Raw genomic sequence first — 25,349 nt, 5'->3', positions numbered from 1 at the left:
GCCCACGCAAGACCTTGGGGTTCCGCACTCCGGCGCAAGTCCTCTTCGAAGACTGTTTCAACCAGAATGTCGATATCCAACCCATCGTTGCACTTGGGATTTGAGGCCGCCGCTACTTTCTTTTGGCGAAGCAAAAGAAAGTAGATCGCCCGCCGGGGCGAGACCCGGCCCCGGAAAACAACCCCCCATATAAGGCCGATACGATCAGCAAGACGACCGCCGCCGCAGCAGCGGCACAATACCCCCCGCCCCGTGCGGCAGCGCAACGGCCAGCGCCCGCAACCCTCCCTCTGGAGACCAAGATCATGAAAGCAACCTGGAACGGCGTCACCATCGCCGAAAGCGACGACACCGTGCTTGTCGAAGGCAACCACTATTTCCCGATGAGTTCGCTCCATCGCGATCACGTGACCTTCAGCAACCACAAGACCACCTGCCCCTGGAAAGGCACCGCGAGCTACTACTCGCTGCTGGTCAACGGCGAGCTCAACACCGACGCCGCCTGGTATTACGCCGACCCCAAGCCCGAAGCTGAAGAAATCCGCGACCGCGTGGCGTTCTGGAAGGACGTGAAGGTCAGCGCACAGTGACCACGGCCGCTTTCACTCCCCCGTTCATCGCCCCCGCCGAACTGCCCGCCGCGCTGCGCGAGCAGGGCTACGCGGTGCTGAGCCCGCAGGGTGTCAGCGAATGGCTGGGCGTGCCGCTGGCGCAGCTCGAGGCACTGCACGCCGACTGGAACGCGCTCCCGCCCGACGAATACCTGAAGGACGGCGGGCGTTACCGCACGCGGCGCCACGCGTGCTTCACGGTCGAGTCCGACGACCACGCCACGCTGGCGCAGGTGCCGCACCGCGCGCACTGGCAGCCGGTGGAATACAACGCGCTGCACGGTGGCATGCAGCGCTGGTTCGCGCCCATGCTCGAAGACACGGTGGCGCAACCGGTCTGGCAGCGCCTGCTGCAGCAGCTCGGCAAGGCCAGCAGCGACATGCGCGGCGCGCCGCAGCGCTGGTACGTGGAAGCACACCAGTTCCGCATCGACACGGCCGGCGGCATCGGCCGGCCGACGCCCGAAGGCGCGCACCGCGACGGTGTGGACCTGGTGGCGGTGGCGCTGGTCGGGCGGCACGGCATCAAGGGCGGCGAGACGCGCGTGTTCGAGGCCAACGGCCGCCGCGGCGAGCGCTTCACCATGACCGAGCCGTGGAGCCTGCTGGTGCTCGACGACGCACGCGTGATCCACGAGTCCACGCCCATCCAGCCGCTCGAAGAGGGCGGCGAAGGCTGGCGCGACACGTTGGTCATCACCTGCCGCGCCAAGGGTTTCCAGGGGGACTGAACCCGCGCGAAAGCGTGTCAAAAGCGTGTGAAAGGCTGTGGAGCGCACACGCAAAAGGCGCTCGCGCAAAGCGCTGTGCCGTTGCTGGCCGGAGTCCTACAGGCCCGTCATGCAACAGAGGTTAAATTCGAGTCCCGGTCCCTTGTGTCTTCTTCAGGGACCGTGTCTGTCTGCGAACGAAAGCGAGGTCCCGCCATGTTCAATCACATCCTGGTTCCGATCGACGGCTCCGAAACTTCCATGCTCGCCGTCAGCAAGGCCAGCGGCCTCGCATTGGCCTTCGGAAGCCGCATCACGCTGATTCACGTGATCGACAACTACCCCTTCATCGGCGTGGGCGCGGACTACGCGCTCGGCCAGAACGAATACCTCGCCGCCGCCACGGCCAGCGCCAACGCGGCGCTCGCACGCGGCGTGGCGGCCCTGGCGGCCGAAGGCCTGCACAGCGACCAGCGCGTCATCGACGGCCATGTGGTGCACGAAGGCATCGTCGACACGGCCATCGCCATCGCGGCCGACCTGATTGTGATGGGCTCGCACGGCCGCAGCGGCATCGAGAAGTTGCTGCTGGGCAGCGTGACGCAGCGCGTGCTGCAGGACGCGAACATGCCGGTGCTGGTGGTCAAGGGCGGCTTGTACTAAAAGCCGGAAAAACGAAGTCGAGCAAAAGAGCCGGAGTCGACGCTCAAGCAGGCACGAAATCAGGCGCCCTTCGCAACCGAAGCGCCTGCTGCGTCACCGGGTGCACGAAACCCAGTTCGCTCGCATGCAACAGCAGCCTCGGTGCGCGTGCCTGCAGGGCGGCGTCGCCGTACAAGGCATCGCCCAGGATGGGATGGCCGATCGACAGCAGGTGCACGCGCAGCTGGTGCGACCGTCCCGTCAATGGCTCCAGCAGCACATGCGTCGAAGCGCCCCCCTGGTCTGAAGACGAAGACACCGCCTTCCACCGCGTGAGGCTCGGCTTGCCCGTGGGGTCGACCTTCTGCAGCGGGCGGCGAGGCCAGTCGGCCGCGAGCGGCGCATCGATCGAACACCAGTCGTCCCGCATCGGCATCGTGCCATCGACGATGGCTTCGTAGCGCTTGTGCACGCGGCGCTCGGCAAAGGCCGCGCTCAGTGCGCGCTGCATCTCGATGCCGCGCGCCATCACCACCAGGCCGCTGGTGCCCATGTCGAGCCGGTGCACGATGAGCGCGTCGGGCCAGCGCCGCATGGCGCGCGCGCTCAGGCAGTCCTGCTTGTCCTCGCCGCGGCCGGGCACGCAGAGCAGGCCGGCGGGCTTGTCGAGCACCAGCAGGAACGGATCCTCGTGCAAGACATCGATGGCAGGTTCGACGGCGGGTTCAGCGACGGGTTCAGCGGCAGGGAAGGGCGGCGGCGTGGTCATGGAGGCGTCGAGTGTAGAGACGCCCGCTGAAGCCTCGGGTGCCTCCTTGAGTGTCCAGGAAGGCCGTCGCGCGCCACAAAGCGCCGTGCAGGGCCGTTGGGGCGCCCTCACGACCCGCTCACGAAGCCTCGGCTATCCTCGAACGAATGTCCGGCCCCGCTCCCGCTTCCACCCCTTCTCCCGAGTCTCCCGATTCTCCCGATGCCCCCGCCGTTCCGGCCGCGGGCACAGCCTCTCCCCCCAGCTTCTCGGACCTGACGCGCGAACGCCCGTTCATGCAGATGTGGACGGCGCGCCTGTTCGGCACCGCCGCCTCGCAGATGCTGCTGGTGGCCATCGGCTGGCACATGTACGACCTGACCGGCAGCGCCTGGGACCTGGGCCTGGTTGGGCTCTACCAGTTCGTGCCCGCGCTGTTGCTGGCGCTGCTGGCCGGGCACATCGTCGACCGCCACCACCGGGGCCGCATCGTGGCGGCCTGCTTCGCGGTGCAGGGGCTGGTGGCGCTGGCGCTGCTCCTGGCGGTGCTGGAAAAACACGACACGCGCGGCCTGCTGCTGGGCCTGTCGCTGGTGCTGGGCGCGGTGCGCGCCTTCCAGATGCCCGCGCAGCAGGCCCTGACGCCGCTGCTGGTGCCGCCGACCATGCTGTCGCGCGCCATGGCCTTCAGCTCGGCCGGCATGCAGGGTGCCATCATCGGCGGGCCGGCCCTGGGCGGGCTGCTGTTCGTGGCGGGCATGGCGGTGGTCTACGGGGCCAGCGTGGTGTGCTTCGCGCTGGCCTGCGCACTGGTACTGCGGCTGCGCTACGCCTACACGCCCGCCGCGCGCGAGCCGGTCACGCTGGCCACGGTGTTCGCGGGCGTCGATTTCATCTGGAAGCGCAAGCCCGTGCTGGGCGCGGTCTCGCTCGACCTGTTCGCGGTGTTGCTGGGCGGCGCGGTGGCGCTGCTGCCCATCTACGCCAAGGACATCCTGCACACCGGCCCCTGGGGCCTCGGCCTGCTGCGCGGCGCTCCGGCTGTGGGCGCGCTGGTGATGTCCATCGCGCTCACGCGCCGGCCGGTGGAGCGCCACGTGGGCCGCACGCTGCTGATGGCCATTGCGCTGTTCGGGCTGTGCATGGTGGTGTTCGGCATTTCGAAGAGCTTCATCGTGTCGCTCATCGCGCTGGCGGTCTCGGGCGGCGCCGACATGGTCAACGTGGTGATCCGCCAGACGCTGGTGCAGCTGGAAACACCCGACGGCATGCGCGGGCGGGTGAGCGCGGTGAACTCGATCTTCATCGGCGCGAGCAACCAGCTGGGCGAGTTCGAGTCGGGCGCCACGGCGGCGCTGCTGGGGCCGGTCGGCTCGGTGGTGGTGGGCGGCGTGGGCACGATGCTGGTCGCCATCACCTGGTTCAAGCTGTTTCCCTCGCTGGCGCAGCGCGACCGCCTGGTGGTGGCGGTGCCTGCGGTGGCGGGCATGCCGGTGGCGGTGCCCACGGTACCGGCTGCGCGGCCCTAGTCTGAAAACCTAGTCGGCGAAGAGAGAGCGCGCGCCCGGCACCTCGAGCGACAGGTCGCTCACGGCCTCGGCCACGCAGGGCAGGATCCAGCCCTCGTCTTTTTCGTCGGCGCTCAGCCCGGGCCATTGGATGGTGTGGCGGCTTTCGCCCGACAGCCGCTTGCAGATGCAGGTGCGGCAGGTGCCGTTGCGGCACGAGGCGGGCAGTTCGATGCCGCTGGCTTCGGCGGCGTTCAGCAAGGTGGTGCCTGCCTCGGTGTCGAACGCGAGGCCCGACGGCGAGAGTCGAACCTTCATGGCTGGGGTGGAATGTCTGGCGGCTTCGGTTGCTGCTGTTCTTTCTGTTGTTCTCGGCGTTGCTCGCGCAGCATGAACAGATAGAGGCTCTCGACTTTCTCGCGCGCCCACGGCGTCTTGCGCAGGAATTTCAGGCTGGAGCCCACGCTCGGGTCGATGGCAAAGCAACGGATGGGAACGAGCTCGCTCAGGTGCTCCCATCCGTAGTAGTCGGCCAGCGTGGTGACGATGGCCTCCAGCGTGAGCCCGTGCAGCGGGTTGCGCGGCTGGACTTTCCTGGCAGCCGGGACCGCGGGGGCCGCGGCGGCCGCATTGGCATCAGGGGTCGCCGGGGCCGGTGCTGGCGCGTCGCCGGTCACTTGTTCTTGAGCTTGCCGCGCGGAATGACCGCGGTGGTGATCGTGCGCACCGGCTCGATGCCGCCGGTGCCCACGGGCTTGGGTGGCGAAGTGTCCTTCTTCGGTTTCTTCGCTTCCTTGTTGGCGCGTTGCTGACCTTTGGCCATGTCGATTTCTCCTGTTGTTACGACGGATACAGCAGGCAGTTTAGCGGTGCAGCGACAATACGCGGTTCCATCCGATTCCCCGCATTCATGTCAGATTACGAAGTTCGCCCCGCTACCCTGCGCGACGCCAAGGCCGTCGCAGAAGTCCATGCCCTGGCCGCCAAGGCCGCCTACCAAGGCATCCTCCCCGAAGAAGAACTGCCCGTGCTGGCCCCGGCCTCGCGCGAGGCCAAGTGGCGCGAAGCCATCGAATACAGCGAACCGCAGGTCCGCGTGGCCGTGCTGGGCAGCGAAATCGTCGGTTTCGTGGGCTACGACCGCTCGCGCGACCCCAAGACGCCGCCCACCACGGGCGAGATCTGGGCCATCTACGTCAAGCCCGAGCACTGGGACAAGGGCGTGGGCGTGGCCCTGTGGGACGCCGCCCGCGAAGGCCTGGAAGAAGAAGGCTGCACCACCGTGACCGTGTGGGTGCCCATTCGCAACGACCGCGCCCTGCGCTTTCATGAACTCGCCGGCTTCAAGCGCGAGATGAAGACCGCCAAGACGACCGCCATGGGCTCCGTGCGCGTCGAGGAAATCCGACTGAAGCGCAGCGTCGCCTGAAGTTCATGAGCCCCGACAGCAGCACTGGCGAAAGCACCACCGGCCACGCCGCGCGCGTGCGGGCCCACCAGCGCCGCACCACCCTCGTGCAGTGGATTCGCCGCACCCACGGCTGGTTCGGCCTGTGGGGCGCGGTTCTGGGCTTGCTGTTCGGGTTCAGCGGCATCTGGCTCAACCACCGCAACGTGTTGAAGCTGCCGCAGGCCCAGGAGCGCACCCGCGCGCAACTGGCGCTGCCCGAGCCCGTGCCCGAGACGCCCGAGGCCATGAGCCGCTGGCTGCAAGACGCGCTGCGCATGAGCGGCCCGCCCAATTCGAGCCGCATCGAGCCGGCCAAGCCGGTGGCCTGGGCCGACAAGAGCGACAAGGGCGCCCCCGCACTCACGCAGCCGGCCCACTGGGTCTTCAATTTCGGCGGCCCGAACGAGATCGTGCAGGCCGAGTACTGGCACGGCAACCGTTCGGTGGGCGTGACCACCACGCACAACGGCTTCGTCGCCACGCTCACCAACATGCACAAGGGCGGCGGCATGCCGCTGCCGTGGATCCTGCTGGTCGACACGCTCGCCGGTAGCCTGATCTTCCTGTCGCTCTCGGGCGTGGCGCTGTGGATGCTCACGCACCGCCGCCGCCGCGTGGGGCTTGTGCTGTTCGGCGCTTCGCTCGCCGCGGTGCTGGGGCTGGCGCTCAGCGCGCTCTGATTCACCGGCCGCAAGTGCGCATTGCGGCCTGCTTCGGGTCGGTTGCGTACGGGTATTGAAGGGGCGGGGCGGCGGCTGCGGCTAAGCTCGCCGCTTCTTTTCAACCCCCCGCATTGCCCATGGCCACCAGCCTGCTCCTGCTGCTCGACGACATAGCGACCGTTCTCGACGACGTGTCGATCCTCACCAAGGTGGCCGCCAAGAAAACGGCCGGCGTGCTGGGCGACGACCTGGCGCTCAATGCGCAGCAGGTGTCCGGCGTGCGGGCCGAGCGCGAAATTCCGGTGGTGTGGGCCGTGTGCAAGGGCTCGTTCATCAACAAGGCCATCCTGGTGCCGGCCGCGCTGGCCATCGGCACCTGGCTGCCCTGGCTGGTGACGCCGCTTTTGATGGTGGGCGGCGCATTCCTCTGCTTCGAAGGCACCGAGAAGCTCGCGCACAAGTTCCTGCACAAGGACGAACACGACGCCGACACCACGCGCCACGAGAAAGCCGTGGCCGACGCCGCGGTCGACGTGGTGGCCATGGAGAAAGACAAGATCAAGGGCGCCGTGCGCACCGACTTCATTCTCTCGGCCGAAATCATCGCCATCACGCTGGGCACCGTGCAGGGCCAGCCCTTCACGACGCAGCTGAGCGTGCTGGTGGGCATTGCGCTGATCATGACCATCGGCGTGTATGGCCTGGTGGCCGGCATCGTGAAGCTCGACGACGCGGGCCTCTACCTGAGCCAGCGCGCGAGCGCCGGCGCGCAGGCCCTGGGCCGCGGCATCCTGTGGGCGGCACCGTGGCTCATGAAGGCGCTGTCGGTGGCGGGCACGGCGGCCATGTTCCTGGTGGGCGGCGGCATCCTGGTGCACGGCGTGCCGGCGCTGGGCCATGCGGTGGAAGACTGGGCCAAGGCCACGGGCGGCGTGTTCGGCACGCTCGGCTCGATGGGCGTGAACGCCGGCGTGGGCCTGGTGGCCGGCGCCATCGTGCTGGCGGTGGTGGAGCTGGTCGGCAAGATGCGCAAGAAGAAGGCCTGAAAAGTCCGCAGGGCCTGGGGCGCAACGCCCTAGCCCGTCACTGCCAGGGAGCCGAGCTGCTTCCTTTGCTAAAAACCCGCCGAGAGGCGGGTTTTGTCGTTGTTTTTTCGTTATGAGCGTGGCTGCCTGGCCCGCTTGATCAGCTCGCCCACGACCAGCACCGCACCCAGCACCAGCGCGAACCAGCCCACCAGGTAGGCCCCCGCGACCATCTCGAACCAGCGCGTGCCCTGCAGGAAGCGCGGGCCCAGCAGAACGGCGGCGCCGATCACCAGGCAGAGGATGCCGCGTTCGAGCGTGCGGAGTTGTCGTTTGGGTTGCGCCATGGCTTGTCTTCGTTCGGGGGAGGGTGGATCAGTGCGTCATTGTCCCGCGCATCGCGGCCGGATGACCCTGCAGCGGAAACGACTTGCCCGTGGGCACCAGCGTGTCGCCGTCTAGCCGCAGGATGGTGATGTCCTGGTCGATGAAGTTGCCCACGTACAGGTACTTGCCGTCGGCGCTCCACACCGCGCCCTCGGGCAGGCCGCGCACCACCACCTCGTTGGCGCGCGTGACCTTCTTGCCGTCGATCTTCAGCAGCACCACCGAGCCGTTGCGGTTGTAGAAGTAGGCGTTCTTCGCCGAGTTGCTGCCGCGCAATATCACGGCCACCGCATGCCTGCCGGTCGGGCTCACGGCCAGGCCTTCGGGGCCGTCGCCGACCACCACCTTGTCGACCACGCGCGGCGGCGCGGCCTCCATGTCGATCACGCTCACGGTGTCGACCTGCCCGTCGGAGGCGCCCGCGTTGCCGTTGTCGGCCGTGAGCGCCAGCTTGCCGTCGGGCGTCACGTCGACGTTGTAGGGCCACAGGCCCGCGGCCAGGTCGACCTTGTTGTAGCTGACCTTCTCGCCGTTGACCTCGAGCAGGGCGATCTTGTGGCTGGTGAACTTGGCCGCCAGCGCGCGCTTGCCGTCGGGCGTGAAGCGCACGTGCGCCACCGACTCGCCCATGGCCACGGTGTCGACCAGCGTCACCTGCTTGCCCGCGATGCGCAGCACGCTCACCGAGTTGTCGGCGCGGTTGGCCACCAGCGCCAGGTTGCCTGCGCGGTTGATCGACAGGCCCGAGGGCTGCTTGCCCACCTGCAGGGTGTCGAGCAGCTTGGGCGGCGTGGTGGTCAGGTCGATGACGAACAGGCGGTTGTCGGGCACCTGCTTGCGCACGCCGTTCTCCTCGACCACGTTGAGCGAGTTGGCGACCAGCGCCAGCGTCTCGCCGGGCGTGATCGCCAGGTTGGTGGGCGGGCCGGCGATGGTGTTGTCCAGCTGCAGCGTGCCCAGCACCCTGGGCGCGAGCGGGTCGGTGCCGATGTCGAGCACCTGCACCGTGTCGCGCCCCATGGGCGAGAGGATGACGGCGCCGGCGTCGTTCCACGATTGCTTCTCGTCGTTGGCGACCAGCATCAGCTGGCGCTGGGGGACGGTGGGCGTCATCGAGGTGCAGCCTGCCAGGGTGGCCAGCGCAAGGGCCGCGAGCGCGGCGGGGCGGAATGCCATGGTGTCTGTCTCCGGTGTTGTTGTGGGGCGCATGGTAGCGAATGGGCGAACCGCGCGAACCGCACAATCGTCCGACTCCATCACCGGAACCCCTGTCATGAGCATCGAGATATCGAAGGAAGCGCGCCAGCTGGCCATCACCTCCATCGAACGCTACTTCCGCGAGAACATGGAAGAGCCCATCGGCAACATCGCGGCGGGCGCGTTGCTTGGCTTCTTCCTGGAAGAGGTGGGGCCGCTGGTCTACAACAAGGCGGTGGCCGAGGTGCAGGAACGGCTGCAGTCGCGCATCTCCGAGATCGACCTCGAGGTGCACGAGGACGAGTTCCAGTACTGGCGCAAGTACGACAGGCAGAAGAAGGGCCGCCAGGGCTGAATCCACTGAAGCGGTACCGAAGCGCCACTGAAGCACCGCCGTCGCTTCCACGCATCGCCGCGCATTCAAAAGTGCTTCAAAACGTTGCAGAATTCGAAGCCATGCATCTCCACCGCACGCCCCCACGCCGCGCGCTCGCCGCGGCCCTTCGCACTCTCGCCGCCTTGCCCCTCGTGCTCGCCGCATCCGTCGCCATCGCGCAGCAGAACCCCGCCGACTTCCCGCTCGACGCGGTCGGCTACCTGAACGAGGAGCTGCCTCGCATGGACGCCGCCATCGCCGCGAAGGACCGCAGCTTCTTCCACGGCGCGATGGTGCGCACGGTGCAGTTCTCGGAGCGCTGGGGCTTCAAGGTCACGGCCAACCCCGACCTGGCGGCCTACCCGATGTGCACCGCCGCCGTCATGGACTACGCTGTGGTCGGCATGTGCCGGCTCGCGCCTTCCGACGAATGCGAGCCCGGCCTGGCCCCGCGCCTGGACGCGAACGTGAAGCGCTGCCGCGAGGTGGCCGCGAAAAAATAAACCCGCTCTTGGAGACACCGCCGCCATGGACTACGCCCGCTACCAGACCCTTGCCATCACGCGCCGCGGCGCCAACGGCGCGGTGCTCGACATCCAGATGCGCGCGGCCAACGGCAAGCTGCCCACGGCGGGCCACGACGGGCACCGCGAGCTGGCGGAAATCTGGCGCGACGTGTCCGCCGACGACTCGGTGCGCTGCGCCGTGCTGCGCGGCGAAGGCCTGGGCTTCTCGGGCGGCGGCGACCTCGCGATGGTGCAGGACATGACCACCGACGACGCGGTGCGCCAGCGCGTGTGGAAAGAGGCGCGCGACCTGGTCTACAACCTCATCAACTGCGACAAGCCCATCGTGAGCGCCATGCACGGCCCGGCCGTGGGCGCCGGGCTGGTGGCGGGGCTGCTGGCCGACATTTCGATCGCCACGAAGAACGCGAAGATCGTCGACGGCCACACCCGCCTGGGCGTGGCGGCGGGCGACCACGCGGCCATCGTGTGGCCGCTGCTGTGCGGCATGGCCAAGGCCAAGTACCACCTGCTGCTGTGCGAGCCGGTGAGCGGCGAGGAGGCCGAGCGCATCGGCCTGGTGTCGCTGGCGGTGGAAGAGGCCGACCTGCTGCCGCGCGCCTACGAGGTGGCCGACCGGCTCGCCGCCGGCAGCCAGAGCGCCATTCGCCTGACCAAGTACGCGCTGAACAACTGGCTGCGCCAGGCCGGCCCGACCTTCGACGCTTCGCTGGCGCTCGAGTTCATGGGCTTCGCCGGCGCCGACGTGCGCGAAGGCGTGGCCTCGCTGCGCGAACGGCGCGCGCCCAACTTCAGTTGAGGTCGGCGCGCCTGCCGCGTCAGGCCTTGCGCAGGCCTTGCAGCGTCTGCAGCAGCACGACGCGCGTCTGGCCCAGCACCATGCCCTTCCACTCTTCGTTGTCGCAGTAGAACGCGTCGCGCAGCCGCTGGCGGATCTCGCGCTTCTGCGACTCCGGCGCCTCGGGGTGGCGGCGCAGCCAGGTGTCGGCGCGCAGGCGGTCGAGCACTTCCAGGTCGGGCAGCGTGCCGAACTCCAGGCCCATGGGCGCGACGCGCGCGTTCGGGCATTCGTCGTACGCGGTCGAGATCACCGGGCCCGACACGTCGGCCGAGGCCGAGTCGCCGGCAAACGGCGCGAACACGTCGGCGCCCCACCATTCATGCGCCAGCGCCAGGTCTTCGGGCGTGTTGCGGCCCGGGTAGATCTTCTCGCCGTGGCCGTAGGGGCCCAGGCCGGTGTGCACGTCGATCCAGCCCAGGTGCGTGGCCGAGGCGGCGTACTTGCGCAGGATCGCGCGGATGGTCTTGTTGCTCCACGACGGCGCGGTGCCGCCGTAGAACAGGCCGTCGGGCGAGGTGTACTGGCCCTTGGTCACGGCGGCGCGAAAGGCCGTCATGCCGTGCTTGCCGATGTAGGCGTGCACGGCCGCTTCGTCGGCGGGCGTGGGCGGCCAGGCGTCGGGCAGCACCAGGGGCTCGACCTCGGCATAGGCCGCGTTCACGGGCAGCGCCGCGCCGAAGTCGATGTGGTTGCGGTTCAGGTCGATGTTGTCTTCGTTCGTGCGGTGCAGGTGCGAGAAGCCGTGCGGGTTCACCGCGTGCACCAGCAGCAGCGCCACGCCGGCCTGCTGCAGCCGCGCGAGCAGGTCGGCGTCGTTCAGCGTGGCCACCTGCGCGCCCGAGCCGCAGAAGCCTTCGGGGCCGTGCGTGCCCGAGGTGACGAGCAGCACCTTCTTCGCGTCGATGGCGCCGATGAGCGCCACGTCGGTGGCCAACTCTTCGCCGAGCGCGCCGCGGTGCTCCGGGTGCACGAACGACTCGACGGCCGCGCCGCGCTGGGCGGCGGCGTCGAGGAACTTGGCGCGGGCTTCGGCGTAGGTGCCCGAGAAATGGCGCGTGGCGGCGCTGCGGTGGGTGGATGTGTTGGATGGGGTCGACATGGCGTGGGGTTCCTGTGCTTTGGATGTCTTGAAATGAAGGAGGCGGTCGGTCCGCCGGATGCAGTCGGCCTGCAGCGTGCGATCAGCCGTTGGCGTGCGCGCCCGCCGCATCGATGTCGCGGCCCGTGTGGTCGCGCAGCCAGAGCAGGCCGAGCAGCGAGACCACGGTCATCGCCACCAGGTACCAGGCCGGCGCGAGCTTGCTGCCGGTGGCGTTCAGCAGCCAGGTGCTGATGAAGGGCGCGAAGCCGCCGAACAGGGCCACGCCCACGCTGTACACCAGCGACATGCCGCTCGCGCGCACCGCCTTGGGAAACATCTCGGGCAGCATCGTGATGCCGGGCACCGTCTGCACCACCAGGCCCAAGCTGAACACGCCCAGCACCACGAACAGCACCGTGGGCGTGGGCGAGGCGTTGAGCCACAGAAAGCCCGGGTAGATGAGCAGCGCCAGCCCGATGCGGCTCCACACGATGAGCGGCTTGCGGCCCACCTTGTCGGACAGCTTGCCCACGAAGGGCGCGAAGGCGAAGGAGATGAGGCCCGTAAGCGCCGCGCCGAACAGCGCCACCGACGGCGTGAAGCCCAGCTCGCGCACCGCGTAGGTCGGCATGTAGAAGGTGACCACGTACGCGGCCGTGGTGCCACCCACCAGCGACAGAATGGCCGCCAGCACCGTCTTGCCGTGCTGCGTGCAGACGATGTTCAGGCTGCTCTCGCGCGGCTTCGCGGCCTCGGCCGGCGTGATGTGCAGCGACTCTTCCAGGTGGCGGCGGATGTACATGCCCACCGGCGCGATCAGCATGCCGATGACGAAAGGCACGCGCCAGCCCCAGCTCAGCATGGCCTCGGGCGACAGCGCCGTGGTGAGCACGCCCACCACCACCGCGCCCATCAGCACGCCCAGGCCCTGGCTGGCGAACTGCCAGCTCGCCATGTAGCCGCGGTTGGCGGGCGTGGCGTGTTCCACCAGCAGCGTGGTCGACGCGCCGACCTCGCCGCCGGCCGAGAAGCCCTGGATGAGCCGCGCCAGCACGATGACGATGGGCGCCGCCACGCCGATGGCCGCGTAGGTGGGCGTGAACGCGATCAGCGCGCAGCCCAGCGCCATCAGGAAGATGGTGAGCGTCATGGCCTTCTTGCGGCCGGCGCGGTCGGCATAGGCGCCGATCACGATGCCGCCCAGCGGCCGCATGATGAAGCCCACGCCGAAGCTCGCCACCGTCAGCAGCAGTTGGCCGTACGAATTGAAGGTCGGGAAGAACAGCTTGCCGATCACCAGGGCCAGGAAACCGTAGACCGTGAAGTCGAAAAACTCCAGCCCGTTGCCGATGGTGGTGGCCACGATGGTCTGGCGCCGGCGTGCAGGGGAGGGCGCCGAAGCCGAGGGTGCTGGCGACGCGGGTGAAAGCCGGTTGCTTGGGGTGCTCATGTCTGTCCAGTGAGTTTGCTTTTTTTCGAGGGAAGGGTCGGAGCCGGCCAAAGGCAAGCGTCGACCGCGCCGGATGCTAGAGACTCGCTGCTGTCATGAAAAGACAATAATTGGGGCGGAAAGATAACTTTTTGTTGTCATGGTTCAAACCCTATGACGGCGCAAGGCACCGATGAAACCCAACCAGTTGCACGCCTTCGTGGCCGTGGTCGAGCAGATGAGCATCCGCGCCGCCGCGCGCGTGCTGGGCATTTCGCAGCCGGCCGTGACCAAGATCGTGCGCGAGCTGGAGCGCGAGGTGGGCGCCCCGCTGGTGGAGCGCAGCGTGAAGGGCGTGCGGCTGACCGAGTTCGGCCAGGCCTTTGCGCCGCGCGCGCGGCTGCTGCTGGCCGACATGCAGCGCGCCCGCGACGAGATTGCGCAGATTCGCGACGGCGCCACGGGCTCGGTGTCGATGGCCGTGAGCGCGTCTTTCGCGCTCACCGTGCTGCCCAGCGCCTTCAAGGACTTTCACACGCGCCTGCCCGCGGTCGACGTGCAGTTCAGCGAGGCCGTGCTGCCCTGGATGCTCGCGCGGCTGCGCGACGGCTACCTGGACTTTGCCGTGGCGCACGTGGTGCCCGGCACGCTCGACCCGCAGTTCGAGGCGCTGGAGCTGTTCCCGGTGCAGCTGGTGGTGGGCATGCGCAACCGCCATCCGCTGCGCGGCGCGCGCTCGCTGCTCGACCTGTACGCGGGCGAGTGGATCCTGCCGGGTGACGATCACCGCGGACGCGACTCGGTGGCGCCGCTGTTCACGCCGCTGGGGCTGCCGCCGCCCTCGCGCATCATCCAGGGCCAGTCGGTCACGGTGGCGCTGGGGCTGGTGGGGCACATGGACCTGATCGGGCTGTTCGTCGAGCCGCTGGTCAAGCTGACCTTCAAGCGGCACGGCATCCGCCGCGTCGATGTCGAGGAGCACCTGCCCATGCTGAACGTGTGCGTGGTGCGCCGCAAGGGGCAGCTGACGACGCCGGCGGCGCAGCACTTCATCGAGTGCATCCAGCGGGCTTCGGCGGTGGCGATGGGGGCTTAGCCCAGCGGAAATTCCACGGCCGCATCGCCCGTCTTCCACGGCGCGTACTTGTGCATGGCGCGCTCGAACAGCGCCGACGCGGTCCAGCCCGCCAGCCACGCCTGAAGCCGTGGCCAGGGCTGAGCGTCGAACCAGGCCGCGTCGACCGCCGCGAACTGGCGCACGAAGGGCATCAGGGCCGCGTCGGCCAGCGTGGCGTGGTCGCCCATCAGGTGATGGGTCGGGTGGGGCGAGTGGGGCGAGTGCGCCAGCCTTGCTTCGAGGCCGCGCAGCCACTGCGCGCCACGCTCGCGCGCCGGCTCGCCGCCGTCCGCATGGCGGTCCGGGTATTTGTAGCGGTCGAGCTGCGGCTTGAAGTCGATGTCGCAGGTGGCGACCAGCGCCAGCATGTCGTCCAGCGTGCCGGTCGTCGGCTGCAGCCAGCGCTGCGGGTCGTTGCGGCGCAGGGCCCAGAGCATCACGTCCAGGCTCTGCTCGATCACCTCGCCCTCGGGCGTCAGCAGCACCGGCACCGTGCCCTTGGGCGAGGCCGCGAGCATCTCGGGCGGCTTGTGCCGCAGGGCCACCTCGCGCAGCTCGCATTGCTGTTCGCCGGCCAGCAGCGCGAGGCGGGCGCGCATCGCGTAGGGGCAACGGCGAAACGAATACAGAACGGGAAGGGCGACAGGAAGAGCGACGTGCAGAGCGGCAGACATTCGAGGAAGCAGCGGCAAGAGGAGCCGCCGATTTTCCGCCACGGCCGCGCGCTCGCCGCCGCGCGGGTTTTTCCAGACAATCGCAGCCCATGGCCGAACGCCTCTTCCTGCGACTCGACGACGACCCGCTGCACGGGCCGGAGTCCAGCGTGCCCGCCGGCACCTTGCGCGCGCTGCCGGTGGGTGCCGAGTTGCGCGGCCATGTGTCGCACATCCTGCGCTACCGCGAGCGCTTCGCGGACGGCCACGAGGTGCGCGAGCGCGTGCTGCCCGACGGCGCGGTCCGGCTGGTCTTCAACTTCGGCGACGCGCCGACGGCGGATGAAGGGGAGGGGCAAGGCCAGCCGGTGGAGGCCATCGGCGCCTCGGCCTTGCCGGTCGTGGTGCGCATGCGGCGCCAGGTCGATGGCATTTCTGTCACCTTGCGTCCGGGCGCCGCGGCGGCCCTGCTCGGGCTGCCGGCCGGGGACATCGGCGGCAGCGCGCTGCACCTCGACGCGCTCTGGCACGGCGAAGGCGCGCGCCTGCTGGAGCGCATGGCCGAGGCGCCCGGCGACGCGGCGCGCGTTGCGCTGCTGCACACGGCCCTGCAACGCCGGCTCGATGGCTGCGAGCCCGCCGGCAGTGCCATCGCCCTGCACGCGGCGCGGCGCATCGCGGCCGCCGACGGGCGCGAGCGGCTGCGCGACGTGGCCGCCGCCGTGGGCGTTGGCGAGCGGCGGTTGCAGCAGCTGTTCCATGCCCACGTCGGCCTGACGCCGGCCTGGGCCGAGGTGGCGCTGGACGGCGGCTTCTACGACCAGTCGCACCTGGTCAACGAGTTCCGTGCGCTGTGCGGCGTCACGCCGACCGAGTTCCTCGGCCGGGCGATTGCGGGTTCTTCCAAGACGGCGGGTTGAGGGCGTTCTATCTTCGGCCGCTCCCAGCCAATGCCATTGAAGGACATGAAATAGCGATGAAGAAGATGCAAGACCACGACACCCCCCCGCCCCTGAAAGACTGCGTGGCCGTCGTCACCGGCGCCAGCCGCGGCGCGGGGCGCGGCATTGCGCTCGAACTGGGCGCGGCCGGCGCCACCGTGTACGTCACCGGGCGCAGCACGCGCACGAAGCCCGCCGGCAGCTACGGGCAGTTGCTGGCGCTGTCGGACATGGCCGCGGTGCCCGGCAGCATCGACGACACCGCCGACGAGGTCACGCGCCACGGCGGTCACGGCATCGCCGTGCAGTGCGACCACACGCGCGAGGAAGAAGTGACGGCGCTCTTCGACCGCGTCGCGCAGGAGGCCGGCCGGCTCGACCTGCTCGTGAACAACGCCTGGGGCGGGCACGAGAGCTTCACCGGCGTGTTCGACGCGCCCTTCTGGGAGCACCCGCTGGCCAACTGGGAGGCCATGTTCGACCGCGGCGTGCGCAACCACCTGCTCGCCAGCCGCTGCGCCGCGCCGCTGCTGCTGCGGCAGAAAAAGGGACTGGTCGTGACCACCACCTTCTGGGACCGCGACCGCTACCTGCGCGGCAACCTGTACTACGACCTCGCCAAGGCCGCGATGACGCGCCTGGCCTTCGGCATGGCGCAAGACTTCAGGCCGCATGGCGTGGCGTCGGTGGCCGTGTCGCCCGGCTGGATGCGCACCGAGTTCGTGCTGGCCGGCCACAAGACCGACGAGGCGCACTGGCAGGAGCGCCCGGCGCTGGCGCGCACCGAGTCGCCGCGCTACCTGGGGCGTGCGGTGGCGGCACTGGCGGGCGACGCGCAGGTGATGGAAAAGACGGGCGAGGTGCTGCGCGTGGCCGACCTGGCGCTGGCTTATGGCTTCACGGACGTCGATGGCAGGCGGGTGCCGGCGTTCGAGATGTAGCGTTCCCGGGTTGCGACGGCGCTGCTGGTGGCTGGCCGGGTAGGACAAATTCGCTCGCTACATGGGAAAAGCGCGTACTGGCGGTGCGGCGCGCGCGGGCGCAACATTCGCTCAGCTTCGCGGTTTTTTCTCGGTTTCTTCTCGTTCTCGCTTTGCACCCACCCGCCACCCTCCAGGAGGTGATTCGCCATGTCTGCCGCCACCGAATCCTTCGGCCCTGCGTCCGCCAGCCAGCTCGCAAGGTCCAGCCCCGTTCGCTTTCCGGGCGAGAGCGTCGCGTACCGCAAGGCGCGCACCGAATTGCTCGCGGAAGAAATCGATCTGCGCCGCCGCATCGAGCGCGTGGCCGAGATGCGGCGGGCGCTGCCGCCGGGCGGCGAGGTGCCCGAAGACTATGTGTTCCAGGGCGCTGACGGCCCGGTGAAGTTCTCCGAACTCTTCGGCCGCCACCCCACGCTCATCACCTACAACTGGATGTTCGGCCCGCAGCGCGAGCGGCCGTGCCCCATGTGCACGTCGCTGCTGAGCGCCTACGACGGGGAAATGCCCGACATCCTGCAGCGCGTGGCCTTCGCGGTGATCGCCACCTCGCCCATCGAACGCATGACGGCCTTCGCCGCCGAGCGCGGCTGGCACCACCTGCCGCTGTATTCATCGGCGGGCAACAGCTTCAACGCCGACTACGCCGGGGAAACGCCCGACAGCGGCGACGTGCCGGCGTTCAACGTGTTCCGGCGCGACGGCAAGGTGCTGCGCCACTTCTGGGCCGCCGAGATGGGCCCGGGCACGGCGGACGCGGGCCAGGACCCGCGCGGCGCGCCCGACCCGATGCCGATCTGGAACCTGCTCGACCTGACGCCCGAGGGGCGGGGCAAGGACTGGTATCCCAAGCTGAGCTACTAGGGCAACGCCGGGGCGGGAAGGCGGGAAGACGAGGAGGGCATCCCGGGAAACCAGCCCGCTCAAATATGCAACCGTGTTGCATATGCTCCCTATAATGCAATCCTGTTGCATATATGGAGCCTGCCCCCATGGCCGACCGCCTCCCCGTCACCGTGCTTTCCGGCTTTCTCGGTGCCGGAAAGACCACGCTGCTGAACCACATCCTCCACAACCGCGAGGGGCGCCGCGTGGCGGTCATCGTGAACGACATGAGCGAGGTGAACATCGACGCCGCGCTGGTGCGCGACGGCGGCGCCAAGCTCTCACGCACCGAGGAAAAGCTGGTCGAGATGAGCAACGGCTGCATCTGCTGCACGCTGCGCGAAGACCTGCTGCTCGAGGTGCGGCGCCTGGCGAAGGAAGGGCGCTTCGACCAGCTGGTGATCGAGTCGACCGGCATCTCCGAGCCGCTGCCGGTGGCCGAGACCTTCACCTTCGCGGGCGAAGACGGCAAGAGCCTGGCCGACGTGGCGCGGCTGGACACCATGGTGACGGTGGTCGACGCCTTCAACTTCCTGCGCGACTACGGCTCGGCCGACAGCCTGGGCCAGCGCGGCCAGTCGCTGGGTGATGAAGACACGCGCACGGTGGTCGACCTGCTGATCGAGCAGATCGAGTTCTGCGACGTGCTGGTGGTGAACAAGACCGACCTCGTCACGCCCGGGGAGCGCAAGCGGCTGATGGCCATCCTGCGCAGCCTGAATCCGCGCGCGCGCATCGAGCTGTCGGCGTTCGGCCGGGTGCCGCTCGACCGCGTGCTCGACACCGGCCTGTTCGATTTCGAGCAGGCCGAGCAGGCGCCGGGTTGGCTGGCCGAGCTGCGCGGCGAGCATGTGCCCGAGAGCGAGGCCTACGGCATTCGCAGCTTCGTGTACCGCTCGCGGCTTCCGTTCCACCCGATGCGTTTCTGGAAGCTGGTGCAAAGCGAGTGGGAAGGCGTGGTGCGCTCCAAGGGCTTCTTCTGGCTCGCGAGCCGCGCCACGCGCGCGGGCACCTGGTCGCAGGCCGGCGGCGCCTGCCGCTATGGGGCGGCCGGCTTCTGGTGGGCCGCGGTGCCGCGCGAGCACTGGCCGACCGACGAGGAGGCGCTGGCGCTGATCCAGAAGAACTGGGACCCGGCCACGGGCGACGCGCGCCAGGAGCTGGTGCTGATCGGCATCGGCATGGACGAGGCCGCGCTGCGCGCGCGGCTCGATGCCTGCCTGCTGACGGAGAACGAAATGCGCTTCGGCGCTTCGTGGTGGCAGAACTTCCAGGACCCGTTCCCGTCCTGGAACGTGTGAGCCAGGGCTAGCGGGCGCACTCTCCGCAGGTGCCGTGCAGGGTGAGCGCGGTGTGGCGGGTGTCGATGCCCTGCTTGCGCAGCGCCTTGCCCAGCCGGCCCATCACCTTCGGAAGCTCGGGGTCCGACGGCAGCGCCAGCACCTTGTGGCACTGGTCGCATTCGAAGGTGTTGCCGGAGGCGGCCTCCACATGGCGCGAGAAGCGGTTGACCCGGTCGGCGCCCACGCGCCGGTCGCACAGGCCGGCCTCGACCAGGCGGTCGAGCACGCGGTACACGGTCACGCGGTCGGGCGCCTCGCCGGTGGAAGTGGTGTAGGCCGCGGCCACGTCTTCGTGCGTGAGCGGCTGGGAGGCGTGGGCCAGCAGTTCGAGCACCGTCTGCGCGGCGCGCGTCACGCGCAGGCCGTTGTCGCGCAGCAGCGCTTCGCTGTCGAATGGGGCGGCGACCAGAGGGGGCTTCGGGTGCGAGGTGGAGGTCTTCATGCGGAACGCCATTGTGTTGCATCCACGGGCCGCATGGGTAGCGCCGCGGCGAATCGCCCGCCTGCCGTGCCAGATAATCGCCCCCTTCGAACAGCGGGGCCCGCGGGCGCCACGAACAGCATGCACACAGCGCGCGACGGCGATGCACTCAGCCACGTGCTGGCCACGTACAGGTCCGAGCGGGCGGTGACGGCGCGCTTCTCGCTGTCGGCGCCCTGGGCGCTGCATTCGAGCGGCGTGGACGGCCCGCTGATTCGCATGTGCACCGGGGCGCCTTACTGGATCGCGGTCGACGGCGGCGAGCCGGTGCAAGTCGCGCCGCACGACATCGCGATGCTGCCGCAGGGCGGGGCGCACACGGTGTCTTCGGCGCCCGGGCTGGCGCAGGTGCCGTTTCGCAGCCTGATCGAGGCGCACTCGGTCGGCCGGCACGGCGACCACCCCATCGTTTTCTCGCACGGCGGCGGCGGTGCCGCGACCACGCTGTTCTCGCTGCACCTGTGGATGCCGGCACAGGGGCTGGGCTCGATCATCGCGAGCCTGCCGCCGCTCATCGTGCTGCGGCGCGCGCAGATTCCCACCACCGCCTCGCTGGCGCAGGCGATGGAGTCGCTGGTGAACGAAACCACCGCGCAGCGCCCCGGCTGGCAACTGTCGGCGGCGCGCATGGCCGACCTGCTGCTGGTGCACATCCTGTGCGAGCACCTCTACGCGCAGCCGCAGACGCCGCTGCAGGCCGGTGCGCAAGGGCAAGGCGACGCGCCGAGCCCGGCCCTGGGCCAGCTTCGCGGGCTCGACGACGAGGCCATCGCGCGCGCCATGGCGCTGATGCACGAGCGGCCCGCGCACCCGTGGTCGGTCGCCACGCTGGCGCAGGCCAGCTACCTGTCGCGCACCGTCTTCAGCGAGCGCTTTCGCGCGCTGGTGGGCGTCACGCCCATGCACTACCTGGGCTCCTACCGCATGACGCTGGCGGCCGAGAAGCTCAAGAACCGGCAACTGAGCCTGCACCAGGTGGCGGAGGCGGTCGGCTATGCGTCGGAGAAGGCGTTCTCGCGCGCCTTCCAGCGCTGGACGGGGCTCACGCCCAGCGCGTACGCGCGGCGCGACGGGGCGGGCTGACACAGGGCACATCACGCCGTCGTTCAAGAGGCATGCGTTGCGGACGAACGGTGCCCAGATCCGGCGTGCCGGAGGTTGAGGCCGCCGCGCCCGCGCCGAACAATGGGCGCATGGCCATCACCCGCAAAAGAGTCATTCCCCAGGTTCGCGACCCCGCGCTCGAGCTGTCGCTGGCAAAGCCCGTCGCCGCCGGCGACAACGCGCAGCGCGCCGCCACCGTGCGGCACACCGACGGCGAGCCGCTGGTCGCCTTCGAGGGCCGCAGCAACCCCTACCTGGAACACCAGCGCAACGACCTGCTGCTGAGCCTGCAGCACATGCGCAGCGAAGGGCACGACGAGATGGTGTTCCTGTGCATCACGCACTGCAAGGAGCTGACCTTCAAGGCCTTGCACTACGAGCTGGCCAACATGCAGGCGCGCGTTCGAGCAGACGACGTGGCCGGCGCCTTGCAGCTGGCGCCGCGGGTGCGTGCGCTGCTGGAGTACCTGGGCAAGACCTGGGACGTGCTCTCGACCATCACGCCGCATGGGTTCAACCAGTTCCGCGACACGCTGGGCATCGCCTCGGGCCAGCAGTCGTACATGTACCGGCATGTGGAGTTCTTGCTGGGCAACAAGTCGGTGGCGCTGGCGCGCGCGCATGCCAATAACCCCGATGTCTGGCCGCAGATGGAGCGCGCGCTGAACGCCCCCAGCCTGTACGACGACGTGCTGGCGCTGCTGCACCGGCGCGACATCGCCGTGCCGCCCGAGGCGCTGGCGCGCGACTGGTCGGCGCCCTATGTGCCTAACGCGGGCGTGGAGGCGGCGTGGCTGTGGGTGTACAGCGACCCGACGCCCGAGAACGAGCTGTACCGACTGGGCGAGGCGCTGATGGACATCGCCGACGTGTTCTCGCAGTACCGCTGGCGGCACTTCGTGTCGGTCGAGCGCATCCTGGGCTTCAAGCCGGGCACGGGCGGCTCGGCCGGCGTGGGCTGGCTGCGCAGCGTGGTCGACCACCGCTTCTTTCCGGAGCTGTGGTCGGTGCGCACGCAGCTGTGAACGAGCGAGGACACGGGGACACGGCATGAAACAGACATCACATGTGTTGATCGTGGGCGCGGGCATTGCGGGCTGCGCCGCCGCCATCGCGCTGGCCGACCGCGGCCTTCGGGTGACGCTGGTCGAGAAGCAGGCCGAATGGCGCTTCCAGAGCTCGGGCATCTTCATCTACGGCAACGGGCTGGAGGCGCTGCGCAGGGTCGGCGTGCTGCCGGGCATCCTGGCGGCGGGCTTTGCCATCGAGGACGGGCGCAACGTGTACCTCGACCACCAGGGCGCGCCCATCGTCGATGTGTTCTATCCGCGCTCCAGCGGCGGCGCGGCGCCCATCGTTGGCATCAAGCGCTCTGAAATGCACCGCGTGCTGGCCGCGCGGCTCGGTGCGCTGGGCGTGGAGATCCGGCTGGCGACCACGGTCGCGGCCATCGATGCGCCGGGCGATGCCGCGCATGCCGACATTCGCTTTTCCGACGGCACGCAGCAGCGCTTCGACCTGGTGGTCGGCGCCGACGGCATCCGCTCGCAGGTGCGCGAGGCCGTCGCCGGCGCGCTGGTGCCGCGCTACACCGGCTTCGGCGTGTGGCGCAGCGTGCACCAGCGCCCGCGCGACATGAACGCGAAGGTGATGATGATGGGCGTCGGCAAGCGCCTGGGCATCATGCCGATCGGCGACGATCGGCTGTACCTCTTCGGCACGGTGAGCGAACCCGCCGGCCGCTGGTACCCGAAGGAAAGTTGGCCCGAGCGCATGCGCGAGCGCTTCGCTGAATTCGCCGGCCCGGCGCGGCCCTTTCTGGCGCAGCTGGGCGCGCACTCCGAAGTGTTGTACACGGCCGTCGAGGAGGTGCAGGCGCCGCTGCCCTGGCATGCGGGGCGGGTGCTGCTGATCGGCGATGCGGCGCATGCGTCGACCCCGTTCATGGGGCAGGGCGGCGCGATGGCGGTGGAAGACGCGGTGGTGCTGGCCGACATGCTGTCCTCGCACGGCATTTCGCAGGCCGTGCTGCGCGCCTTCGGCGAGCGCCGCTTTCCGGTGTGCCGCTTCGTGCAGGACGCCTCGCGCAAGGTGGGCGAGGCCGGCGCGTTGGAAGACGCGGCAAGCTGCGCGCGGCGCAACGCGGCCATGCGTGACGGTGCGCAGCGGCAGGTGGATGCGTTCTACGGGGAACTGCGGGCACTGCAGGCGCTGTAGGCGCTTTAGACGGCACAGACGCTGTGGCGGTTGCGCCATATGCCCGAATACACCTAAGCATCTGACGAATGGGTCGTTCGCTTGCGGGCCAAGGCGCGACAGAATCGCGCGCTTTGTCTTCTGCAACCGAAAGTTCTCCATGCGCGTGCGTTCCCCCCTGAAGCTGCTCAAACCGGTCCTGGCGCTGTGGGCCGGCGTGTCGCTCGCCCTGGGAGCGCAGGCACAGGCGCAGACACCTGCCTCGCCGTCAGCGGCGGCCTTTCCCTCGAAGGCGGTGCACATCACGGTGGCGAACACGCCCGGCAGCTCGCCCGACGTGCTCGCGCGCCTGCTCGGCCAGCGCCTGTCGGAGCAATGGAAGCAGCCGGTGGTGGTCGACAACCGCGCCGGCGCGGCCGGCATCCTGGCGGCCGACGGCCTGGCCAAGGCGCAACCCGACGGCTATTCGCTGCTGGTGGGTGCCGACGGGCCCATCACCATCCTGCCCAACATCCAGGCCGGCCTGCCGTACGACGCGCGGCGCGACCTGGTGCCGGTGGTGTCGCTGGGGCAAATCGATTTCGTGCTGGTCGCCAACCCCAAGACCGGCTTCCGCACCGTGGCCGACTTCGTGCGCGCGGCCAAGGCGCATCCGGGGCGCATCAACTACGCCTCGGCCGGCAACGGCAGCCCGCAGCAGCTGAGCATGGAACTGCTCAAGCAGAAGGCGGGCATCTACGTGACCCACATTCCCTACCGCGGCGGCCCGCTGGGCATGCAGGACGTGATCGGCGGGCAGGTCGACGTGATGTTCATCGCCGTGGGCCCGGCGCTGCCGCACATCCGCAGCGGCCGGCTGGTGGCGCTGGGCGCCAGCGGCGAGAAGCGCCACGCGCTGCTGCCCGAGGTGCCCACCGTGGCCGAAAGCTACAAGGGCTACCGCTCGGGCACGTGGTTCGGGCTGTTCGCGCCGGCGCGCACGCCGCAGCCGGTGATCGACGCCATTGCCGCGGACGCCGGGCGCATCGTGCAGACCCCGGGCCTGCGCAGCGAACTCGCGGCGCAGGGCATCGAGGCGACGGGCTATCCGCAGCGCCAGTTCCAGACGCTGGTGTCGGCGGAGTACGAGCGCTATGCGCAGATCGTGAAGGCGGTGGGCATCAAGGCCGAGTGACGTTGGCGGGCTGAGATTGGCGAGCTGAGCGGCTGCGCAGCATTCCGGCGCCATCCGGCCTCACTTCAAAGCCACTTCAGAGTCACTTCAAAGATTTGGCCACCGCCTTGGCAAAGGCCTCCACATCGTCTTCACGGCACACCTCGGCGGCCAGCGGCGCGTGGCCTTGCGCCACGGCGGCCAGCGCGATCGCCTTTTTCGGGCACAGGCCCAGGCAGCTGCACTGCACCACGCGCAGGCGCACCGGCATGTGCGAGAGGCCGTGCTTGAGTTCCTTGCGGACCTGGCGGGCGTTGAGTTTCGAGGGGCCGTCCTTGCGTTCTTCGCACTCGCCGCACACGAGCACGACGCCGGCCAGCTTGGTCTCGACCATGGGTGGGGAATGGCTCACGCGGGTTCCTTGGTGTGTTTTTAAGTGTGCTTCGGGCCATGTTGGGTGGCGCGCGGCGATGCGCAAGTCAGCCAACCGGCCGTTTCCATGCCCCTTGCGCGCTCTGCTCCGGTGCGCGCGGGTGGGCTCCGCCGGCTCTGGCAGGCGCTGGATGCGCTAAGGTCCGGCCATCCATCTTTCCGGTTTTTCTGATTACCTTCGTCCGACCATGTCCGCTGCCCGTCCCCCCATCGAGATCGAAACCGCCCCCAACCCCACCGCCACGGTGATCGTCATGCACGGCCTGGGCGCCGACGGCAACGACTTCGTGTCCATCGCCAACGAGCTCGATCTCTCCTCCGTGGGTGCCGTGCGCTTCGTGTTCCCGAATGCGCCGGTCATTCCCGTGACCATCAACGGCGGCTACCAGATGCCCGCCTGGTACGACATTGCCGTGGCCGACCTGGCCGCGCAGGAAGACGAGGCCGGCCTGCGCCGCTCGCAGGCCGCCATCGAGGCGCTTATCGCCAACGAGAAGGCCCGCGGCATCGCGGCCGAGCGCATCGTGGTGGCGGGCTTTTCGCAAGGCTGCGCCATGTCGCTCATGACCGGCCTGCGCCACACCGAGCGGCTGGCGGGCATCGTGGGCCTCTCGGGCTATTTGCCGATCGCCGCCACCACCGCCGCCGAGCGCCACGCCGCCAACCATGACACGCCCGTGTTCCTCGCCCACGGCCGGCAAGACCCGGTGGTGCCCATCGCCGCCGCGCTGCGCTCGCGCGACGCCTTGACCGCGCTGGGCTACACCGTCGAATGGCATGAATACACGATGGCGCATTCGGTGTGCATGGAAGAAATTGCCGACCTGAACCGCTTCCTGCTGCGGGTGCTGGGCTGACCGCATTGCAGGC

At 69.2% G+C, this 25,349-nt stretch carries 31 protein-coding genes; 20 read left to right on the top strand and 11 right to left on the bottom strand.

The features are described 5' to 3' along the window. Nucleotides 1-305: 305 nt before the first annotated feature. The 3 genes from QTI51_RS38330 (at nucleotide 306) to QTI51_RS38320 (ending at nucleotide 1,984) form a co-directional block, all read left to right on the top strand. Nucleotides 306-590, top strand: a complete 285-nt coding sequence (locus tag QTI51_RS38330) for a DUF427 domain-containing protein (protein ID WP_116912846.1) — start codon at nucleotides 306-308, stop codon at nucleotides 588-590. Further along, nucleotides 587-1,342 carry a 2OG-Fe dioxygenase family protein gene (locus QTI51_RS38325; protein WP_286518357.1) on the top strand — a complete coding sequence of 252 codons (756 nt, stop codon included), beginning with the start codon at nucleotides 587-589 and terminating at the stop codon, nucleotides 1,340-1,342. Before QTI51_RS38330 ends, QTI51_RS38325 begins: the two co-directional genes overlap by 4 nt. 195 nt (nucleotides 1,343-1,537) lie before the next feature. Next, a complete protein-coding gene (locus tag QTI51_RS38320; protein WP_116912848.1) occupies nucleotides 1,538-1,984 on the top strand; it encodes a universal stress protein in 447 nt (148 codons plus the stop codon). Nucleotides 1,985-2,027: 43 nt separating this feature from the next. Here QTI51_RS38320 and QTI51_RS38315 read toward each other — a convergent pair whose 3' ends face one another. Then, complete coding sequence (locus QTI51_RS38315; RefSeq protein WP_116912849.1) at nucleotides 2,028-2,732, bottom strand: RluA family pseudouridine synthase; 705 nt, start codon at nucleotides 2,730-2,732, stop codon at nucleotides 2,028-2,030. Between the two features lie 275 nt (nucleotides 2,733-3,007). Here QTI51_RS38315 and QTI51_RS38310 point away from each other — a divergent pair, with 275 nt between their 5' ends. Next, nucleotides 3,008-4,240: an MFS transporter gene (locus QTI51_RS38310; RefSeq protein WP_116912850.1), complete on the top strand. Its 1,233-nt coding sequence runs from the start codon at nucleotides 3,008-3,010 to the stop codon at nucleotides 4,238-4,240. Nucleotides 4,241-4,249: 9 nt separating this feature from the next. Here QTI51_RS38310 and QTI51_RS38305 read toward each other — a convergent pair whose 3' ends face one another. The 3 genes from QTI51_RS38305 to QTI51_RS38295 are packed head-to-tail and all read right to left on the bottom strand — an operon-like array spanning nucleotide 4,250 to nucleotide 5,042. Next, the gene (locus tag QTI51_RS38305; protein WP_116912851.1) at nucleotides 4,250-4,537 is read right to left on the bottom strand and encodes a 2Fe-2S iron-sulfur cluster-binding protein; all 288 of its coding nucleotides are present in this window, start codon (nucleotides 4,535-4,537) and stop codon (nucleotides 4,250-4,252) included. Beyond that, nucleotides 4,534-4,896, bottom strand: a complete 363-nt coding sequence (locus QTI51_RS38300) for a VF530 family protein (RefSeq protein ID WP_503011591.1) — start codon at nucleotides 4,894-4,896, stop codon at nucleotides 4,534-4,536. Before QTI51_RS38300 ends, QTI51_RS38305 begins: the two co-directional genes overlap by 4 nt. After that, a complete protein-coding gene (locus QTI51_RS38295) occupies nucleotides 4,893-5,042 on the bottom strand; it encodes a hypothetical protein (protein ID WP_015866429.1) in 150 nt (49 codons plus the stop codon). Before QTI51_RS38295 ends, QTI51_RS38300 begins: the two co-directional genes overlap by 4 nt. Before the next feature lie 87 nt (nucleotides 5,043-5,129). On the opposite strand from QTI51_RS38295, the gene QTI51_RS38290 reads away from it, so the two are divergent. The 3 genes from QTI51_RS38290 to QTI51_RS38280 all read left to right on the top strand — a co-directional run bounded on the left by QTI51_RS38290 (nucleotide 5,130) and on the right by QTI51_RS38280 (nucleotide 7,377). Then, a complete protein-coding gene (locus QTI51_RS38290; protein WP_116912853.1) occupies nucleotides 5,130-5,648 on the top strand; it encodes a GNAT family N-acetyltransferase in 519 nt (172 codons plus the stop codon). 5 nt (nucleotides 5,649-5,653) lie between these two features. Further along, a complete protein-coding gene (locus QTI51_RS38285) occupies nucleotides 5,654-6,349 on the top strand; it encodes a PepSY-associated TM helix domain-containing protein (protein WP_116912854.1) in 696 nt (231 codons plus the stop codon). Nucleotides 6,350-6,468: 119 nt separating this feature from the next. Further along, nucleotides 6,469-7,377, top strand: a complete 909-nt coding sequence (locus tag QTI51_RS38280) for a DUF808 domain-containing protein (protein WP_116912855.1) — start codon at nucleotides 6,469-6,471, stop codon at nucleotides 7,375-7,377. Nucleotides 7,378-7,487: 110 nt separating this feature from the next. Here QTI51_RS38280 and QTI51_RS38275 read toward each other — a convergent pair whose 3' ends face one another. Continuing rightward, complete coding sequence (locus QTI51_RS38275; RefSeq protein WP_116912856.1) at nucleotides 7,488-7,703, bottom strand: hypothetical protein; 216 nt, start codon at nucleotides 7,701-7,703, stop codon at nucleotides 7,488-7,490. 28 nt (nucleotides 7,704-7,731) lie between these two features. Continuing rightward, nucleotides 7,732-8,919 carry a YncE family protein gene (locus tag QTI51_RS38270; RefSeq protein ID WP_116912857.1) on the bottom strand — a complete coding sequence of 396 codons (1,188 nt, stop codon included), beginning with the start codon at nucleotides 8,917-8,919 and terminating at the stop codon, nucleotides 7,732-7,734. Nucleotides 8,920-9,016: 97 nt separating this feature from the next. Here QTI51_RS38270 and QTI51_RS38265 point away from each other — a divergent pair, with 97 nt between their 5' ends. From QTI51_RS38265 to QTI51_RS38255, 3 genes are all read left to right on the top strand, one after another. Then, on the top strand, nucleotides 9,017-9,295 hold the full coding sequence (locus QTI51_RS38265; protein ID WP_116912858.1) for a DUF2164 domain-containing protein: 279 nt from the start codon (nucleotides 9,017-9,019) through the stop codon (nucleotides 9,293-9,295). Between the two features lie 101 nt (nucleotides 9,296-9,396). Beyond that, nucleotides 9,397-9,819: a hypothetical protein gene (locus QTI51_RS38260; RefSeq protein WP_116912859.1), complete on the top strand. Its 423-nt coding sequence runs from the start codon at nucleotides 9,397-9,399 to the stop codon at nucleotides 9,817-9,819. A 25-nt stretch (nucleotides 9,820-9,844) separates the two neighbouring features. After that, nucleotides 9,845-10,642, top strand: coding sequence for an enoyl-CoA hydratase/isomerase family protein (locus QTI51_RS38255; protein ID WP_116912860.1), 798 nt, complete (start codon nucleotides 9,845-9,847; stop codon nucleotides 10,640-10,642). Nucleotides 10,643-10,661: 19 nt separating this feature from the next. On the opposite strand, the gene QTI51_RS38250 is transcribed toward QTI51_RS38255, so the two are convergent. Both QTI51_RS38250 and QTI51_RS38245 read right to left on the bottom strand, forming a co-directional pair. After that, a complete protein-coding gene (locus QTI51_RS38250) occupies nucleotides 10,662-11,783 on the bottom strand; it encodes a M14 family metallopeptidase (protein ID WP_116912861.1) in 1,122 nt (373 codons plus the stop codon). Nucleotides 11,784-11,865: 82 nt separating this feature from the next. Then, entirely contained in the window at nucleotides 11,866-13,215 is a 1,350-nt protein-coding gene (locus QTI51_RS38245) for an MFS transporter (protein WP_116912862.1), read from the bottom strand. A gap of 172 nt (nucleotides 13,216-13,387) precedes the next feature. On the opposite strand from QTI51_RS38245, the gene QTI51_RS38240 reads away from it, so the two are divergent. Further along, nucleotides 13,388-14,290 (top strand): LysR family transcriptional regulator, encoded by a 903-nt coding sequence (locus tag QTI51_RS38240; RefSeq protein WP_116912863.1) that lies wholly within the window; start codon nucleotides 13,388-13,390, stop codon nucleotides 14,288-14,290. On the opposite strand, the gene QTI51_RS38235 is transcribed toward QTI51_RS38240, so the two are convergent. After that, nucleotides 14,287-14,985, bottom strand: a complete 699-nt coding sequence (locus tag QTI51_RS38235; RefSeq protein ID WP_116912864.1) for a glutathione S-transferase — start codon at nucleotides 14,983-14,985, stop codon at nucleotides 14,287-14,289. The two genes, QTI51_RS38240 and QTI51_RS38235, sit on opposite strands and share 4 nt — an antisense overlap. An 89-nt stretch (nucleotides 14,986-15,074) precedes the next feature. Between QTI51_RS38235 and QTI51_RS38230 the strand changes: the two genes are divergently transcribed. From QTI51_RS38230 to zigA, 4 genes are all read left to right on the top strand, one after another. After that, nucleotides 15,075-15,884, top strand: coding sequence for a helix-turn-helix domain-containing protein (locus QTI51_RS38230; RefSeq protein ID WP_286518371.1), 810 nt, complete (start codon nucleotides 15,075-15,077; stop codon nucleotides 15,882-15,884). A gap of 56 nt (nucleotides 15,885-15,940) precedes the next feature. Next, complete coding sequence (locus QTI51_RS38225) at nucleotides 15,941-16,846, top strand: SDR family oxidoreductase (protein ID WP_286518373.1); 906 nt, start codon at nucleotides 15,941-15,943, stop codon at nucleotides 16,844-16,846. 189 nt (nucleotides 16,847-17,035) lie between these two features. Next, nucleotides 17,036-17,749: a DUF899 family protein gene (locus tag QTI51_RS38220; protein WP_116912866.1), complete on the top strand. Its 714-nt coding sequence runs from the start codon at nucleotides 17,036-17,038 to the stop codon at nucleotides 17,747-17,749. 128 nt (nucleotides 17,750-17,877) lie between these two features. Further along, nucleotides 17,878-19,071, top strand: a complete 1,194-nt coding sequence (zigA, locus tag QTI51_RS38215) for a zinc metallochaperone GTPase ZigA (RefSeq protein WP_116912867.1) — start codon at nucleotides 17,878-17,880, stop codon at nucleotides 19,069-19,071. 7 nt (nucleotides 19,072-19,078) lie between these two features. Here zigA and QTI51_RS38210 read toward each other — a convergent pair whose 3' ends face one another. Then, nucleotides 19,079-19,555, bottom strand: a complete 477-nt coding sequence (locus QTI51_RS38210) for a Fur family transcriptional regulator (RefSeq protein ID WP_116912920.1) — start codon at nucleotides 19,553-19,555, stop codon at nucleotides 19,079-19,081. 120 nt (nucleotides 19,556-19,675) lie between these two features. Here QTI51_RS38210 and QTI51_RS38205 point away from each other — a divergent pair, with 120 nt between their 5' ends. From QTI51_RS38205 to QTI51_RS38190, 4 genes are all read left to right on the top strand, one after another. Beyond that, nucleotides 19,676-20,677 (top strand): AraC family transcriptional regulator, encoded by a 1,002-nt coding sequence (locus tag QTI51_RS38205; RefSeq protein WP_116912868.1) that lies wholly within the window; start codon nucleotides 19,676-19,678, stop codon nucleotides 20,675-20,677. 110 nt (nucleotides 20,678-20,787) lie between these two features. Continuing rightward, nucleotides 20,788-21,723, top strand: a complete 936-nt coding sequence (locus QTI51_RS38200) for a tryptophan 2,3-dioxygenase (RefSeq protein WP_116912921.1) — start codon at nucleotides 20,788-20,790, stop codon at nucleotides 21,721-21,723. A gap of 25 nt (nucleotides 21,724-21,748) precedes the next feature. After that, nucleotides 21,749-22,915 (top strand): FAD-dependent oxidoreductase, encoded by a 1,167-nt coding sequence (locus tag QTI51_RS38195; protein ID WP_116912869.1) that lies wholly within the window; start codon nucleotides 21,749-21,751, stop codon nucleotides 22,913-22,915. Between the two features lie 139 nt (nucleotides 22,916-23,054). Then, nucleotides 23,055-24,068 (top strand): Bug family tripartite tricarboxylate transporter substrate binding protein, encoded by a 1,014-nt coding sequence (locus QTI51_RS38190; RefSeq protein ID WP_116912870.1) that lies wholly within the window; start codon nucleotides 23,055-23,057, stop codon nucleotides 24,066-24,068. Between the two features lie 82 nt (nucleotides 24,069-24,150). On the opposite strand, the gene QTI51_RS38185 is transcribed toward QTI51_RS38190, so the two are convergent. After that, complete coding sequence (locus QTI51_RS38185; protein WP_132748997.1) at nucleotides 24,151-24,459, bottom strand: hypothetical protein; 309 nt, start codon at nucleotides 24,457-24,459, stop codon at nucleotides 24,151-24,153. A gap of 208 nt (nucleotides 24,460-24,667) precedes the next feature. On the opposite strand from QTI51_RS38185, the gene QTI51_RS38180 reads away from it, so the two are divergent. Further along, nucleotides 24,668-25,336: an alpha/beta hydrolase gene (locus QTI51_RS38180; RefSeq protein ID WP_116912872.1), complete on the top strand. Its 669-nt coding sequence runs from the start codon at nucleotides 24,668-24,670 to the stop codon at nucleotides 25,334-25,336. Nucleotides 25,337-25,349 lie beyond the last annotated feature (13 nt).

The organism is Variovorax sp. J22G73, from assembly GCF_030317035.1.
Classification (GTDB): domain Bacteria; phylum Pseudomonadota; class Gammaproteobacteria; order Burkholderiales; family Burkholderiaceae_C; genus Variovorax.
This window is presented reverse-complemented; position numbering and strand designations above follow the sequence as displayed.

Coding starts and splice junctions, on each gene's coding strand:
- QTI51_RS38190 (WP_116912870.1), top strand. CDS start 23,055: ATGCGCGTGCGTTCCCCCCTGAAGCTGCTCAAACCGGTCCTGGCGCTG.
- QTI51_RS38195 (WP_116912869.1), top strand. CDS start 21,749: ATGAAACAGACATCACATGTGTTGATCGTGGGCGCGGGCATTGCGGGC.
- QTI51_RS38295 (WP_015866429.1), bottom strand. CDS start 5,042: ATGGCCAAAGGTCAGCAACGCGCCAACAAGGAAGCGAAGAAACCGAAG.
- QTI51_RS38270 (WP_116912857.1), bottom strand. CDS start 8,919: ATGGCATTCCGCCCCGCCGCGCTCGCGGCCCTTGCGCTGGCCACCCTG.
- QTI51_RS38205 (WP_116912868.1), top strand. CDS start 19,676: ATGCACACAGCGCGCGACGGCGATGCACTCAGCCACGTGCTGGCCACG.
- QTI51_RS38180 (WP_116912872.1), top strand. CDS start 24,668: ATGTCCGCTGCCCGTCCCCCCATCGAGATCGAAACCGCCCCCAACCCC.
- QTI51_RS38250 (WP_116912861.1), bottom strand. CDS start 11,783: ATGTCGACCCCATCCAACACATCCACCCACCGCAGCGCCGCCACGCGC.
- QTI51_RS38315 (WP_116912849.1), bottom strand. CDS start 2,732: ATGACCACGCCGCCGCCCTTCCCTGCCGCTGAACCCGTCGCTGAACCC.
- QTI51_RS38225 (WP_286518373.1), top strand. CDS start 15,941: ATGAAGAAGATGCAAGACCACGACACCCCCCCGCCCCTGAAAGACTGC.
- QTI51_RS38230 (WP_286518371.1), top strand. CDS start 15,075: ATGGCCGAACGCCTCTTCCTGCGACTCGACGACGACCCGCTGCACGGG.
- QTI51_RS38220 (WP_116912866.1), top strand. CDS start 17,036: ATGTCTGCCGCCACCGAATCCTTCGGCCCTGCGTCCGCCAGCCAGCTC.
- QTI51_RS38330 (WP_116912846.1), top strand. CDS start 306: ATGAAAGCAACCTGGAACGGCGTCACCATCGCCGAAAGCGACGACACC.
- QTI51_RS38285 (WP_116912854.1), top strand. CDS start 5,654: ATGAGCCCCGACAGCAGCACTGGCGAAAGCACCACCGGCCACGCCGCG.
- QTI51_RS38280 (WP_116912855.1), top strand. CDS start 6,469: ATGGCCACCAGCCTGCTCCTGCTGCTCGACGACATAGCGACCGTTCTC.
- QTI51_RS38210 (WP_116912920.1), bottom strand. CDS start 19,555: ATGAAGACCTCCACCTCGCACCCGAAGCCCCCTCTGGTCGCCGCCCCA.
- zigA (WP_116912867.1), top strand. CDS start 17,878: ATGGCCGACCGCCTCCCCGTCACCGTGCTTTCCGGCTTTCTCGGTGCC.
- QTI51_RS38265 (WP_116912858.1), top strand. CDS start 9,017: ATGAGCATCGAGATATCGAAGGAAGCGCGCCAGCTGGCCATCACCTCC.
- QTI51_RS38305 (WP_116912851.1), bottom strand. CDS start 4,537: ATGAAGGTTCGACTCTCGCCGTCGGGCCTCGCGTTCGACACCGAGGCA.
- QTI51_RS38260 (WP_116912859.1), top strand. CDS start 9,397: ATGCATCTCCACCGCACGCCCCCACGCCGCGCGCTCGCCGCGGCCCTT.
- QTI51_RS38320 (WP_116912848.1), top strand. CDS start 1,538: ATGTTCAATCACATCCTGGTTCCGATCGACGGCTCCGAAACTTCCATG.
- QTI51_RS38200 (WP_116912921.1), top strand. CDS start 20,788: ATGGCCATCACCCGCAAAAGAGTCATTCCCCAGGTTCGCGACCCCGCG.
- QTI51_RS38245 (WP_116912862.1), bottom strand. CDS start 13,215: ATGAGCACCCCAAGCAACCGGCTTTCACCCGCGTCGCCAGCACCCTCG.
- QTI51_RS38235 (WP_116912864.1), bottom strand. CDS start 14,985: ATGTCTGCCGCTCTGCACGTCGCTCTTCCTGTCGCCCTTCCCGTTCTG.
- QTI51_RS38310 (WP_116912850.1), top strand. CDS start 3,008: ATGCAGATGTGGACGGCGCGCCTGTTCGGCACCGCCGCCTCGCAGATG.
- QTI51_RS38275 (WP_116912856.1), bottom strand. CDS start 7,703: ATGGCGCAACCCAAACGACAACTCCGCACGCTCGAACGCGGCATCCTC.
- QTI51_RS38240 (WP_116912863.1), top strand. CDS start 13,388: ATGAAACCCAACCAGTTGCACGCCTTCGTGGCCGTGGTCGAGCAGATG.
- QTI51_RS38255 (WP_116912860.1), top strand. CDS start 9,845: ATGGACTACGCCCGCTACCAGACCCTTGCCATCACGCGCCGCGGCGCC.
- QTI51_RS38290 (WP_116912853.1), top strand. CDS start 5,130: ATGTCAGATTACGAAGTTCGCCCCGCTACCCTGCGCGACGCCAAGGCC.